This is a genomic window from Arthrobacter sp. Soil782 (assembly GCF_001428435.1).
GTDB lineage: Bacteria > Actinomycetota > Actinomycetes > Actinomycetales > Micrococcaceae > Arthrobacter_D > Arthrobacter_D parietis.
Window position 1 is genome coordinate 363,294 of sequence record NZ_LMSO01000007.1, and the last position, 13,565, is coordinate 376,858.

The following is a 13,565-nucleotide window of genomic DNA, read 5'->3' on the forward strand; positions in this document are numbered from 1 at the left end:
AAACAAGGATTGCGAAGGAAGATATGTCTGATCAAGACAAGCCTTTGATACTTCAGGCGCGTGGCATTCGGAAATCATTCAAGGGAGTGCACGCCCTCAAAACAGTCTCGCTTAATCTGTACGCGGGCGAGGTTCACGGACTGAACGGGGAGAATGGCGCGGGAAAGTCCACCCTCATCAAGATCCTTACAGGGTTCCACCAGCCTGATGCTGGAGAGCTGCTCCTGGAGGGCCGCCCGGTATCCTTCTCCAAGCCGCTGGATTCGCAACACTCCGGCATCAGCACCGTCTACCAGGAAGTAAACCTGATTCCGGAGCGGACGGTCGCCGAGAACATATTGCTGGGAAGGGAACCACGGCGGGGAGGGATCCTGGATAAACGGGCGGCAATCGCCCAGGTACAAGAAATCCTCGACCGCTATGAGCTGAACATCAATCCCCGGTCCAAGGTCTCCGAGCTGGGTTTGGGCATGCAGCAGATGGTCGCGATCGTCCGAGCCGTCGCGTTCGAAGCAAAAGTGGTCATTCTCGACGAGCCCACGTCGGCGCTAAACGGCAACGAGATCGAGATCCTGTTCAATGTGATCCGCCAGCTGCGCTCTGAGGGAGCGGCCATCCTCTTTGTCAGCCACCGCATGTCAGAACTTTACGAACTGTGCGACCGGTTCACTGTACTGAGGGACGGTGAGTTCGTGACAGAGAGCACTCCGGTGGATCTGCCGCGCGCCGCCCTTGTCAAAGCGATGCTCGGCGGGGTTGATCTCGACGAAGGGTCGCTGGACCGGGACGCCGCGAGGGACCGGATGCGGCGCCTTGCACAGGAGGACATCGGCCTATCCGTGAAGAATCTGACTTGGAGCACCCGGGTCCGCGACGTGTCCTTCGACGTGCGGAAAGGTGAAATTGTCGGCCTGCTGGGTTTACTCGGATCTGGCAGGACTGAAACCTGCAAGGCGATTTTCGGCGCAGTCAAGGCTGACGCCGGAGACGTCACGGTCGCCGGCACGCCGCTTACCCGGCCGACACCAGCGCGGGCCCTATCGGCCGGGGTTTCCTACCTCTCAGAGGACCGCCGAAATGAAGGGATCTTCCCAGGGCTGAGCGTCAAGGAAAACATGACCGCCGCCATTCTGAAAAACATCTCAAAGTTCGGTTTCATTAGCAGATCCGCTCAGAACAGCATCGTCCGGGAGTTCTCCGACGAACTCAAGGTCAAGGCGTCCAACGCTGAGCAGGCCATCAGCGAACTTTCCGGAGGCAATCAGCAGAAGGTGCTGCTCGGCAGGTGGCTGTCATTGGGCCCCAAGGCGGTGCTCCTGGATGATCCCACGCGTGGAATAGACATCGGCGCCAAAGCCGAAGTTCACCGTGTGATCAGGGCACTGGCCGAGAAGGGCATCGCCGTCGTGGTCACTTCCAGCGAAACCGAGGAACTCCTCGCGCTGTGTGACCGGTTAGTGGTTCTCAGTGAGGGAAGCGTGACCGGCGAGGTCTATCCGCACGAAGTTGGATACGACGACGTCATATCCCTTTTATCCGGCCAGGCGAATACCGCAAAACAAACAGCGGGAGGGACAGAATGACTACTCAAACCCAAACCCGAGGAACCGGGAGAAAGACTACGCCGGGAGCCTCGCACCTGCTGAACTGGGCAGGAAAATACTCTGTCTACCTGGCGCTGGTAGCGCTGTTCGTCTTCAATCTCGTTGCCACCGACGGTTTCGCGAGCACATTCACCCTTCAGAATCTCCTGTTTTCAGCAGCACCGATCATTCTGATTGCGGTCGGACAAACGCTGGCAATAGGGACCGGCGGCATCGACCTTTCCGTGGGATCGGTCATGGCGCTTAGCTCCGCCACTGTGGCCCTCTATCTAGGCTACGGAGAAGTGGCAGCTATCATCATCGCGGTTGCTGCCGCCGCCTTGATCGGAGTCTTCAATGGTTCACTGATCGCATTCGCACGCATCAATCCACTGATCACCGGACTCGGGCTCTTGGTGGCCGTCCGAGGACTGGCACAAGCGGTCTCCGGCGGATCGCGCAGCAGCATCCCCCCGGGCGGCGTGTTTACCTGGATCGGGAACGCTTCATTTCTGGGGATACCGGTGGTAGCACTCTTCGCCCTTGCAGCCGCAGGAGCGGTCGCCCTGCTGGTCCGCCGCACCACCTTCGGCCGGTATGCATTGTTCGCCGGATCCAACCGGGAAGCCGCGTTCCTCGCGGGCACGCCCCGTAACATCACCTTGCTGGCCATCTACACGCTGAGCGCAGCTTTCGCAGGGATAGCGGGAGTCATGGTTTCCGCCAGAATCGGCGCTTCAGACCCGAGCTTCATTGGAATCAATCTCGAGCTAACCGCCATTGCCGCAGTAGTTATTGGGGGAACACCGCTCGTCGGTGGACGAATATCCATTCTCGGCACAGTAGCTGCGGCACTGTTCCTGCAGCTCATCGACACCACCTTCGTCATGCAAGACATTAACTTCGCCTTCGCGCAGGTTCTCAAAGCCATCCTCATCATTGCGGCGTTGTACCTGCAACGTACACGGAAGGACGCACGATGACCACGACAGCCACTTCGACCGGCGCTGCAAGGCCCAAACTAAAGCAAGGACGCGCCCTTGAGCTCGCACAGTCCTACGGGGTGATCGGCGTCCTGCTTCTTCTGTCCGGTATTTCCGCACTGCTGTTTCCGTCCTTCGCCACGTCAGCCAACATTTCAGCAATAGCCACTGCTGCGTGTTTCATAGGGCTGATCACGATAGGACAGAGCTTTGTTCTCATTTCCGGAGGCATAGACCTTTCGGTCGGCTCAATGGTCGGGCTGGGAACAGTCATCGCAGCGCTGGCCGCGCCGCTGGGCTGGATGGCCGCGCTGGGGGCTCCAATCCTGGCCGGCGCTGCCATGGGTTTGGTCAACGGTCTTCTGATTGGAAAGGCGAGGATGGCACCGTTCATCGTCACCCTGTCGGCGCTGCTAGCGATCAAAGGCATCGCCGTTGCCCTTGCCTCTTCAAGCATCATCATCGACTCATCCAACGGATTCACTCGGATCGGGAACGGTTCCTTTCTGGGCATCAGCAATCTGATCTGGATACTGGTGCTCGCGTTCGCTGCAGCAGGTCTGCTCCTGAACCGGACGGCGTTCGGCTCTAGTGTCTTCGCACTGGGCGGCAATGAGGATGCAGCGAAAATGATGGGTACCGATGTGACCCGAATCAAGGTGATCGTCTACATCATCAGCGGCGCCCTTGCCGGGCTCGCAGGTGCCTTGCTGGCCTCCCGCCTCTCATCGGGGGTATCGACCCTGGGTACCGGATACGAACTGATCTCAATCGCTGCCGCAGTGATCGGCGGCGTACTTCTGACCGGCGGCGTGGGAACGATGCTAGGAGCCCTGTGCGGCGTTCTGCTCATCGGCGTCATCCAAAACATCATCAACCAAGTGGGCTCACTCAACGCCTACTACCAGGACCTCGTAACCGGGCTCTTCCTCGTACTGGCGGTCATCGTTCAGGGCATCTTGTCCAACCGCCGCAGAAAATAACCAACCGTTCATCACAAGTACTAATGGACACACCGACCAAGGAGAAATACCTAATGGGAACCCTAGAAAACAAGATCGCGCTGATAACCGGGGCAGCATCCGGGATGGGAAAGGCAATGGCGCTCGGCTACGCAAAGGAAGGCGCCCACGTCGTCATCGCGGACCTCAATGTCGACGGCGCCAAGACCGTCGTAGAAGAGATTACGGCCGCCGGAGGCTCCGCGTCCGCCAAGGCCCTCAACGTGAGCAACCCGGACGAGTCGAAAGCAGTCGTCGAAGAAGTCGTCAAAGAGTATGGAACTCTGGACATTCTGGTGAACAATGCCGGTATCGGTCTCATCAAGTCCGTCGAGGAAACGACGCCCGCTGAATGGGACCGGATCTTCGCCGTGAATGTGAAGGGCCTCTTCTTCTTGACCCAGGCTGCATGCGTTCCGATGCGTGCGCAGCGAAGTGGCAAGATCATCAATATGGCTTCGATCGCAGGACGCCGTGGAGAGGCTCTGGTGAGCGCGTACTGCGCTTCAAAGGCAACGGTCATATCCATCACCCAGTCAGTTGCGATGGATATGGCTCCTTACGGTGTCAACGTCAATGCCATGGCGCCGGGAATTGTGGACACCCCGTACTGGAAGGAAGTAGACAAGCAATTCGGCGACATAACCGGCAAGGCCGAAGGTGAAACCTTCAAAGACGCCGCCGCGGGCATCCCGCTCGGGCGCACCTCCGTGCCTGAAGACATCGTCCCCATGGCGATTTTCCTCGCCGGCCCAGGATCCAACTACATCACCGCCCAGACGTATAACGTCGAGGGCGGGATGGTGATGAGCTAAGGAGACCTCCCAATGACTGCAACCCTCTTCACTAAAGGTTCGCTGCTGGGCGCGTCGCCCGCTATGTTCGTTGGTGGTGAATGGGTCACCACCGACGGCACGCGTCCGGTCGATAATCCGGCCACCGGGGAGGTCTTCACGGCGGTGCCCGAGGGCAAGCAGGAGCACATCGAGGACGCGCTGGCTAGGGCCAGTGCAGCACAGAAGGAATGGGCACGCAGGTCTTACGTCGAGCGCGCTGCGGTGCTGGAGGAAATCATCCGACACATTGATGCGCACGCTGAAGAGCTGGCGCAAATCGTCGTGGCGGAACAGGGCAAGACGATCACCGAAGCACGCGGTGAAGTTGGCGGCGCCAAGGCTTTCTTCGACTATGCGGCAAGCCAAAAGTACCGCAACGTCGGTGAGTTGGCCGCCCCCGCGGCGCATGGCCAGCAACTCGTTATTAGGGAGGAGCCGGTTGGGATTGTCGCTGCGATCATTCCGTGGAACTTTCCGGCGGCGATATTCGCACGCAAGGTGGCTCCCGCCCTGATGGCCGGTAACGCCATCGTGCTCAAACCCAGTGAAGTAACACCGCTGTCCGCGCTGGCAATGGCGAAGGTTTGTCAGCTCGCCGGAGTTCCCGATGGGCTGATCAGCGTCATTACCGGCCCAGGCAGGGTGATCGGAGCGGCCCTCGTAGAACACCCGCTGGTGAGCATGGTAACGGTCACCGGTTCCACCAGGGCAGGCAAGGAAATCTTGGCCAAAGCGTCGGATAAAATCATCCCGGTGTCCCTAGAACTGGGTGGTAAGGCACCGGTGATCGTGTTTGATGACGCTGATTTGGATCTCGCCGTCCAGCAGGCATTTGAGGCAAGGTTCTGGAACTGCGGGCAGGTCTGCACCTGCAACGAGAGGACTTACGTTCAGCGGGGCGTTTACGACGAATTCGTCAAACGCTTCGTCGCGAAAGTGCAGGACCTCAAGGTAGGAGACCCGCTGGATGACACATCGCAGATGGGCCCGAAGGTCTCGCAGGCAGAATGGGACAAGGTTAAGGCATTCGTTGACGCGGCAGTTGAGGCGGGCGCCAAGGTGGAGACCGGTGGCGGCCGTCCGGATGGAATGGAGGACAGCGGCGGATACTGGTTCGCTCCCACGGTGCTGACCAATGTCACCAACCACATGGAAATAGTCCAGCAGGAGGTCTTCGGACCGGTCCTTCCGATTATTCCGTTTGATACCTACAAAGAGGTGATCGAATGGGCCAATTCCACTGTCTACGGGCTCACGTCGCATGTGTACACCGAAAACTTCCGGACTGCTATGAGGGCAACCGACGATCTCGAGTTTGGTGAGGTGTACATCAACCGCATCGGACCCGAGGAAGTTCAGGGTTTTCACACCGGATGGAAGCTGTCCGGACTCGGTGGAGATGACGGTGTGCACGGATTTGAACGCTACACCCGCCGCAAGACCGTATACACCGACTACGGGTCCAGTACTTAAGCGGAACATGCCGGTCCGGCGCTGCTCACCCGGACCGGCATGTCCCGGTCACCGCGATTCAACACACTGAAAGGGTCCTCCCACCCATGGAACCGAGTCCGTCCCGGACACGCGCCAGACTGATTGACGTCGCAAACGCAGCCGGAGTCACCAAGTCGGTTGCATCCCGGGCGCTCAACGGTGACTCAACGCTAAATGTTCGAAACGAAACGCGCGTCCGTATCTTCGAAGCCGCGTCCACCCTCGGATATGAGCCCCATGCCGGCGCAAAAGCCCTTGCCGGTTCACGAACCCGGGCGCTTGCTCTCCTTCTCCCCGACCTGACCAATGCGGTGTACGCCCGAATTGCGAGAGGGGCCTACCAACGGGCTCGTGAACGGGGGTTCGTGGTGTTGCTAGCCGAGGACACCGAGGATTCCCGTGCACAGTCCGACTATACGGACCTGGTTGGTGCCGGCCGGGTCGAAGGCCTGTTGATCGCGTCTGCCAGGGAAGGGCATCCTTTGCTTGAATCGGGAAGACTTGATACCGTTCCCCACGTTTTCGTGAATCGTTCCGTCGCAAATTCTAAGCGGAATGTCAGTGTTGACCTGATGGGAGCAAGCAGTGCAGCGTTCCGCTATCTCTACGAGCTGGGTCACCGCACTATGGGACACATCTCCGGGCCGGGGGATCTCATGCCTGCACGCGAAAGAGAGCACGGTTTCCTCCGGGAGGCAGAGAGCGCCGGCGTCGCCGTCCCAACCGTTGCCCGCGCGGCCTACAGTGAAGCCGGCGGGTACGAAGGCACAGAACAGCTCATGTCGGAAAACCCGGAAATTACAGCCATCTATGCCGGCACCTTCAGCCAGTCAGTCGGAGCGCTCAGGGCACTGCACGCACTGGGCAAACGGATCCCCGCGGACGTTTCACTGCTGTCATATGATGACCTACCCGTGGCGGCCTACCTTGAACCACCATTGACCACCATGGCACTTCCGTTGCAGGAACTCGGTGGGGCCGCTGTCGATGCTCTGATCGACCAGCTTCAAGGCGCCGAACCTCGGGACGTGATGCTGACGAGGCAAGCCGCAATCATCGAACGTGCCTCCACCGCCCGCATCCATTCGGCACAGATCGACCAGACATGATTCTGGACCCAGACGGCCGAGCAGGCCGGGAATTGGGAGGGCGGTCTCGACCGGTTGCAAAGAAGACGTGCCAATTACAAGCAAGCCATGCTCCACCTCCTGCCCATCTAGTCTCGAAGCCGTGACCGTGCGAGCTGCTATCTACACCCGTATCTTAAAGGACTTAGCCAACCTAGATCTGGGAGTTGCGCGCCAATTGGCGGACTGCCATGCGTATGCGGCGAAGCAAGCATACGACGTCGTATTCGTGTTCGAAGACAATGACATCTCGGCCTCGGGACTGAAGCGACGACCCTATTACCTGAAGTTGCAAGAACTAATGGAGCAAGGATCGGTGGACGTCGTCGTCTATGCCATGGATCGGCTCGAGCGCAATATGGGCGAGCTCGTGGACTACGTAGCACTTAGCCAGAAAACCACTATCGGCCGCCCCCGTTACGGGCGGCAGATAGATCTCTCTACGGCCGATGGCAGGCGGCGAAGACACCGAAGGCCTCACAGGAAGTTCTCCAGGACGGAGACAAGAGGACCCTGACAAACACGAAGAAGGCTTGACGGTTGCAACGGCCAAAGGCCGCAAAGAACCCAGCCCAAGAATCAACATGTACCAATGAACAAACCCCGCCACCGCTGGTGGACGAATCGGGAACCGGAGCGGACAGCCGGACAAGGGGCAGCCGAGGAGTAAGAGGCAGCAGGAAGAGGGTGGGTGCGTGCGCGCCAGAGCGCGCACAGGTGAACGAGAAGGTGTCAGAAGGTCACCACGGTGGGGAGCAGCTAGAGAACGAAGCGCGGGCAAAGCTCGCGCAGGAAAACACAAAGAGCCCATGAAGAAAACACGGGGGAGCCAAAGAGCCAGACGAAAAGGAAACACGTGGACGCGCAGCGGACACAAGAAAACCATCAAGCCGGCCAAACGGAGGAGCACAACGCGCTCTGCGAGGCCCGTTAGGGTCGAGCTTCTTAATAAGGCAAGACGGAGTCGGCCATATTGTCTTGCCCCACACAGCTGGGCCGGACGGGGCGGCGCCGGACCGGAAAGCCCCCGCACGACGTGCGTGGGCGACGGGGAGAGCGGGTCAGATGTTGGCGGTTTCGGGGATCATCGGATTGGGGACGTCCTCGTAGCGTTCACGTCAAGCATCCGGCGCTTGTCGATGCGCTTCTGGATTCGCTCGGCTTCGGCTCGTAGCTCGACGACTGGTCCAGCCGGAAGGTGTCCTAGCGAACTGTTCGTTCATTTCCAGGAAATGCTTAGCGGCGTACCAGGCGAGACGCTTGCCGCTGTCCCAGCCAGTGTAGCGCTGGATGAGCCGCAGCTCCTGCTCGGTGAAGGTTTCCTTTCGGAGTCGTGGACTCATGCATGGCCGAAGAAGGTTTTGACCGTTGGGGACATGTAAGGGCGTCGGCCGTGGCTCTCATCACCGATCAACTGGTTAGTGGATAGCAAGCAGCGGACGCTGACGTCTGAGAGCTTCGATGTCGAGATGGGACACGAGCAGGAATGCCACATTGTCCGGCATGACCAATACAGCTGGGAAATTTCGAAGCTGTGCGCCTACAAATAATTAGCGATCTATATCACCGTGCCAAGAACACAACTTGCTTACGTTTTTCGATATGGGGCTCCTCACAGCCCCTCCTCACAGCCCGCAGTAAGACCTGGTAAGAGTGGTGAGTCAGTCTTCAAGCGGCTTTGAGGTGAGCGGCTTGTAGCGATGATGCTTGGGGTGGTGCAGATCCACTTTCATTTTGAAGGTGATGGTTGCCTGGCCCCGCGAATACTCGTCGATTAGCCGTTTCCGCTCTACCTTTTGTATCTGCGACATCGAAGCACTTCGGTTCCGGTTCAGCCGGGCTATTTCTTTCACTGTCTCTACCAAATTTTGGGCCTCCTCACAGATGTCGTCGGGGGCGAGAATGAACAGCCTTTGTAAGGCCTTTCGCTGCTGTGCAATCATCTCAGGTGTGGCGGCCGAGCCGTCAAGGATCACCCGTAGGTCGAGGAGGCCCGCGTCATTTAGGAACTCTGAGTAGACCTCTTGTTTAGCGTTCCGAACCCACTGTCTGTGCTCATTTCGTTTAGTGAGCAGGGCTCCAGCGCCGCCGCCCATCAAGGTGAAAACTCCAGTTACTAGCAACGCCCAGTAGTCCATAAGTAGGCCTAGCTGCCGTCAGCGGAGTGAATTTCTGGCATTGGGTGTCCCACCGCTTTGCCCCACTGGTGCCGCTGGGCCGCATACTCGGCGTCCGACGCAGAGGAAAAGCCACCTCGGGAATGGGCGCCGCACGCACAGCGCCAGTGGTGGTGAGTGCCGACGGTGTCCAACAATTGAGTGTCAGTACGTTTCTCCCAGAAGCGCTTCATGCGATCAGCTTGTGTGGCGCTGTCCCATTCTCCGGCGCATTCCCAACCCTTGCCGTTCCAGAAGTTGTAATGGACGTGAAAACGCTTCTCATTCCTGCACCCGGCGGCCATATCAGCTCTCCAATCGGCGACGAACCCCACCAAGCGGCCTAGTTGATTCCTCATGTGAGCACTCTGGCAGATGGGTCCCATATGCACCAAAGAACTGAACCTGTCGTTCAGCCCTTCGACCGGGGCACTGCACAAATCGCTCGGTTCGGTGTTTTGAGCAGGTATGTGGCGGTGGTCGAAAACTACCCTCTTGCGACCCAGCAGTTTTGATCCGTGCGGGAAGTGTCTTCGTTGCATCAAAAGTCAGGTGCAAAAGCCGCTCCGGTCGTTCTTGGTCAGAAGACGGGTTCTGACATTGGGTGAACATCACGAGCGGATGCCCAGGACCGATTTTGGCCCGTACTTACATCTCATCGGGAGGTTAGCGCCCCTGTCGACTTGCAGACACCTTATGTCGGGCGTGGGTTCCTCGGGTCCTCTGAAAGCGCCATTCACGAACATCAGGTGATCCTTCTCCAGTCACACCTCTGCGCACGCTTGCTTTGTCGGTTAAGCGTCTGGGATGGATCGGTTTTTCGCGTCCCATACGGTAGAGAGTTGGTACGGGGCTGAAGCTAAAGAACAACAACATAAAGGACGCCACGAGCCACAGAGCTGTCCATGACTGAATACTGTCAACGCCAACACCGAGCGTGAAGCCCACAGCTGCGGTGAAGCTGCAGAGGCCAAAAGCGAATATTCCGAAGACGATCCATTTCCAATTTCCAAGGCGGAATCCCAGCCATACGCCTCCGTCTTCGGTGAATCTCGGAGGCCTGTCAGCAATGATCTCTCCATCGAGGTAGCTCCTAATCAGGTGGCGTCGCCGGATGAAGACACTAGCGATGCCTATCATGCCCATAAAGACTAAGACCGGTATGAAGATGCTAGAGATGACGTCAAGGCCCGCGGCGCTGATGCTCTCCAGCGTGATTGGTTGAGGCGCTATGCTTCCAACCACATGAGCAAACGAGAACGTTAGAACAATTCCGGCGATGAAAAAATACGCAGGAACCAATAGTCGTCGGGCCGGGACCACTTTGATCGCAATGAGTCTGGCAGTAGCAGTTCGGTGGAGGCTTTCCATCACCTCCCGATCATGGCGAAGGTCCGAAGCCAGCATCTCCTCCCTCCAGAAACTGGATTCTCGTTTGAGTCTTGCTGCAGCGGTGAGTTGGTCAACCGCGAGGAGTAAGCCGACCAGCGCAGAGAGGATGGCCAGAGGGGGAGTCAGTAGGTCTGTCAGCCAGTACACCTACTGATTATGGCCACCTTGTTCAGCACCGGGAGAACTCGGGCAGCTACGTGCACCCCGGAGCCCAACGAGTCTCCTTTGCAGGAAGTCACTCTGTTTGAGTAACACAAAGCAAAACTCGCTCACTACACCGCGATGCAGCCACCGGTGTTCTCGTGCTGTACAAGGCATCGCATCGTTGCGTGGGGGTACACCCAACGCAACACGTCGCAGCCAACATATCTGCGTGGCGTTAGGGTCTTCTAGCAACTTTTGCAACGAATATGTGCAGACATCTAGGGCCTTCCCCCAACACGAGCTCGTCGTCGGCGTCCTTTCGTAGGTTGTCGACTCACCTCTCATTCCGCCGAGGAATGGACTGAAGTCCGATGTCAAGGACTGCACCAAACGACTAGCGGTGCCTTGATGGTCGTTTTAAGGTATTCCTGCGTCGACGCGAGTAGGTCTAGCTGCTGTGTAGTCGCTTTAGAAGCGGAAAGACCTGGCTGGACGATGATCATTTCCATACGTCTTGGCAGTAGCACCGCCTTATCCCGAATCTCATACAACTTCTTGACGTCACCAACTTCGAAAGGGCTCACGCCTTCGCGAGTCTGCTTCTTGCGGGCACGGTCGAGAAGGGTCGTGAAGAATGGGGCGAGTTCGCTACGCCTCCATCTGACCGATTTTTGCGTCTGTCCGCAAACCTCATAAAGGTCTGCCACGCGTGCGCCAGGAGCATCCCCATGTGCGTATTTGCAGTGGACGAACCGGACGAGCAATCCCTTGTCGTCGATTCGCATAGCCACTACATCGGCTATCTCTCCCGTGCCGTCGTCATCGAGCACAACGTCCCAGGCAGCAGGCTCTCTTTTCAGTTCAGCTATTGCTCGGTGCTGAATCGAATGCTCGAGTCGTTCCTTACCCTGCGATTCAAGATTCAGGCGTGTGCCCGTCCAGTCAAGAGCAACTAGCGTAGATCGTTCGAACGGATCCTTAGTCCAAGTGGGCTTGTAAAGCATGTTGTCTTCGATGATTCGGTCATCATCCATGGTGAAGATGAGGCCTGCTTGGTTAAGCCAGTCACTAAGCGGCATCTCGGATTGAGCGCGGACGACCATCACTTCCTGATCGGAACTAGCGCTGTAATGCACCCCTCCACTTCCTGGAGAACCCTCGTACTCGGCGATCCACGCCTCTGTCTTGATTTGAAATCGAAAGGGGCCAGAAATCGAATCTGTATCGGGTATGAGATCGGTGTAAGCCATCTCGTACGTTTTACCGTCGTAGGAGAGACGAAGACTATCGGCCTGTCGCGTATATATTTGCCAAGGCCACTCGACAGCCAGCAGAACACCCGTGGGTCGGGATGTGATTTTTTCCGGCAGTATGAACTGACCAATTACCTTGTCGATGCTGATGCTCTCATCGAGCAACTTGGTGCCGATGCCATCGCACCAGTCGCGCCAATGCTTCAAGCTACTCGCAGTTGCATGAGACCAGATGCGCCTGATTGGGTCCCGGTTAGCAGTCCAGTGGCTATGCGATAGCTAGTTGATTTTTCTGCGTCCAGGTGTCCCAGTATTGTTTCGGCGTCATGCCGTCGAGGCTGATTGGGTCCCGGTTAGCAGTCCAGTGGCTATGCGATAGCTAGTTGATTTTTCTGCGTCCAGGTGTCCCAGTATTGTTTCGGCGTCATGCCGTCGAGGGATCCGTGGGGCCGTTCATGATTGTAGATGTCCTTCCACTCGTCGGCCAAGTACTTCGCTTCGGCCATGGTGTCGATGATTTCCCCGGTGAGTTGTTCCCTTCTGAATTGGGCGTTGAATGATTCGGCGAACCCGTTCTGCCACGGGGATCCCGGGTCGATGAACGCCGTATCTACCCCGGCGGTGGCGCACCAGTTGACTAGGGCTGCGGCGGTGAATTCCGGTCCGTTGTCGGAGCGGACATAGGTTGGCGTGACACCGGTTTCGGCGATGATGTCCTCCAGGACGGCGACCACATCGGTGGCGGTGAAGGACCGGCGCGGAACGATCGCCAGGGCGGTGCGGGTGTACTCGTCAATGACGTTGAAGAACCGGACATGCCGCCCACAGGAGGTCACATCGGACTGGAAGTCGAAGCTGATCACATGCATCGGGTACTCGGCCTTCAGCCGCTTCTGCTCCCCGGCGCCGGGCCCGGTGCGGCGACGCTTACGCGCCTTCGGCTTGCACGTCAGTCCCTCGGCCCGCCAGAGCCGGCGCACCCGCTTAGCGTTGAGCACCACGCCAGCCCACTCCGGCTGGGCCAGCAGATGCCAACGAGCCTTCCGCCACCCCCACGCCGGATGCTCCCCGGCGATGGCCCGCAACGCCGCGCGTAGCCGGGCTTCCTCGAAGCTGACCGCTGGGCGTGACTTGCGCAGCGCGGAACGATTCTGCCCCAGCACCTTGCACGCGAATCTCTCGGACGCCCCGAATTTCTCCACCGCCATGCGCACTGCACGCCGGCGAGGTTCGGGGCTCAGAATTTTCCCTTAGCCACCTCATTCAGTATGTCGATGGCCAGTTCTTTCTCCGCCAGCAACCGCTTCAGCCGGGCGTTTTCCTTCTCCAAGTCCTTGACCGCTTTGGTTTGGGCTGCGTTCTGCTCGGAGCCGTACTGCTGCAGCCACCGGTACCAGGTTGCCTCGGTGACCTGCAGCTCCTTGATGACCTCGATCATCGGCTTGCCGTCATTGAGCATTTTCTGCCCCTGCCGGACCTTCGCGACGACCTGATCCGGGGTATGCCTACGTGCCATAATCTGTGAATTTCCTCCTGCACCCATTATCGGATGCGAAACTCACACAGTCACCGGACTCCTACCCGGGGACCCAACCA

11 protein-coding genes are annotated in these 13,565 nt (G+C 58.3%); 7 read left to right on the top strand and 4 right to left on the bottom strand.

The window, feature by feature from the left end:
• Positions 1 to 23 precede the first annotated feature (23 nt).
• The 7 genes from ASH00_RS09230 to ASH00_RS17225 all read left to right on the top strand — a co-directional run bounded on the left by ASH00_RS09230 (position 24) and on the right by ASH00_RS17225 (position 7,541).
• A complete protein-coding gene (locus ASH00_RS09230) occupies positions 24 to 1,583 on the top strand; it encodes a sugar ABC transporter ATP-binding protein (protein ID WP_056547713.1) in 1,560 nt (519 codons plus the stop codon).
• The gene (locus tag ASH00_RS09235; protein ID WP_056547715.1) at positions 1,580 to 2,566 is read left to right on the top strand and encodes an ABC transporter permease; all 987 of its coding nucleotides are present in this window, start codon (positions 1,580 to 1,582) and stop codon (positions 2,564 to 2,566) included. The genes ASH00_RS09230 and ASH00_RS09235 overlap by 4 nt, the downstream gene beginning before the upstream one ends.
• A complete protein-coding gene (locus tag ASH00_RS09240; protein ID WP_056547718.1) occupies positions 2,563 to 3,549 on the top strand; it encodes an ABC transporter permease in 987 nt (328 codons plus the stop codon). The genes ASH00_RS09235 and ASH00_RS09240 overlap by 4 nt, the downstream gene beginning before the upstream one ends.
• 53 nt (positions 3,550 to 3,602) lie before the next feature.
• The gene (locus tag ASH00_RS09245; RefSeq protein WP_056547721.1) at positions 3,603 to 4,382 is read left to right on the top strand and encodes a glucose 1-dehydrogenase; all 780 of its coding nucleotides are present in this window, start codon (positions 3,603 to 3,605) and stop codon (positions 4,380 to 4,382) included.
• 12 nt (positions 4,383 to 4,394) lie between these two features.
• The gene (gene aldA / locus ASH00_RS09250) at positions 4,395 to 5,876 is read left to right on the top strand and encodes an aldehyde dehydrogenase (RefSeq protein ID WP_056547725.1); all 1,482 of its coding nucleotides are present in this window, start codon (positions 4,395 to 4,397) and stop codon (positions 5,874 to 5,876) included.
• A gap of 86 nt (positions 5,877 to 5,962) precedes the next feature.
• On the top strand, positions 5,963 to 7,006 hold the full coding sequence (locus ASH00_RS09255; RefSeq protein WP_082566012.1) for a LacI family DNA-binding transcriptional regulator: 1,044 nt from the start codon (positions 5,963 to 5,965) through the stop codon (positions 7,004 to 7,006).
• 127 nt (positions 7,007 to 7,133) lie between these two features.
• The gene (locus ASH00_RS17225; RefSeq protein ID WP_442854350.1) at positions 7,134 to 7,541 is read left to right on the top strand and encodes a recombinase family protein; all 408 of its coding nucleotides are present in this window, start codon (positions 7,134 to 7,136) and stop codon (positions 7,539 to 7,541) included.
• Between the two features lie 1,144 nt (positions 7,542 to 8,685).
• Here ASH00_RS17225 and ASH00_RS09265 read toward each other — a convergent pair.
• The 4 genes from ASH00_RS09265 to ASH00_RS09285 all read right to left on the bottom strand — a co-directional run bounded on the left by ASH00_RS09265 (position 8,686) and on the right by ASH00_RS09285 (position 13,485).
• Positions 8,686 to 9,162 (bottom strand): hypothetical protein, encoded by a 477-nt coding sequence (locus tag ASH00_RS09265; protein WP_056547733.1) that lies wholly within the window; start codon positions 9,160 to 9,162, stop codon positions 8,686 to 8,688.
• A gap of 684 nt (positions 9,163 to 9,846) precedes the next feature.
• Positions 9,847 to 10,719 carry a hypothetical protein gene (locus ASH00_RS09275; RefSeq protein ID WP_056547739.1) on the bottom strand — a complete coding sequence of 291 codons (873 nt, stop codon included), beginning with the start codon at positions 10,717 to 10,719 and terminating at the stop codon, positions 9,847 to 9,849.
• A gap of 371 nt (positions 10,720 to 11,090) precedes the next feature.
• Complete coding sequence (locus ASH00_RS09280) at positions 11,091 to 12,176, bottom strand: hypothetical protein (RefSeq protein WP_056547741.1); 1,086 nt, start codon at positions 12,174 to 12,176, stop codon at positions 11,091 to 11,093.
• A 161-nt stretch (positions 12,177 to 12,337) separates the two neighbouring features.
• Positions 12,338 to 13,485, bottom strand: a protein-coding gene (locus tag ASH00_RS09285; protein ID WP_157359070.1) for an IS3 family transposase whose coding sequence is annotated in 2 segments (ribosomal slippage) — positions 12,338 to 13,212 and positions 13,212 to 13,485 — 1,149 coding nt in all. Because the reading frame shifts where the segments join, the coding sequence is not laid out codon by codon here.
• Positions 13,486 to 13,565 lie beyond the last annotated feature (80 nt).

Excerpts from the sequence above, each read along its gene's own strand:
- ASH00_RS09230 (WP_056547713.1), top strand. The coding sequence starts at position 24 with ATGTCTGATCAAGACAAGCCTTTGATACTTCAGGCGCGTGGCATTCGG.
- ASH00_RS09235 (WP_056547715.1), top strand. The coding sequence starts at position 1,580 with ATGACTACTCAAACCCAAACCCGAGGAACCGGGAGAAAGACTACGCCG.
- ASH00_RS09240 (WP_056547718.1), top strand. The coding sequence starts at position 2,563 with ATGACCACGACAGCCACTTCGACCGGCGCTGCAAGGCCCAAACTAAAG.
- ASH00_RS09245 (WP_056547721.1), top strand. The coding sequence starts at position 3,603 with ATGGGAACCCTAGAAAACAAGATCGCGCTGATAACCGGGGCAGCATCC.
- aldA (WP_056547725.1), top strand. The coding sequence starts at position 4,395 with ATGACTGCAACCCTCTTCACTAAAGGTTCGCTGCTGGGCGCGTCGCCC.
- ASH00_RS09255 (WP_082566012.1), top strand. The coding sequence starts at position 5,963 with ATGGAACCGAGTCCGTCCCGGACACGCGCCAGACTGATTGACGTCGCA.
- ASH00_RS09265 (WP_056547733.1), bottom strand. The coding sequence starts at position 9,162 with ATGGACTACTGGGCGTTGCTAGTAACTGGAGTTTTCACCTTGATGGGC.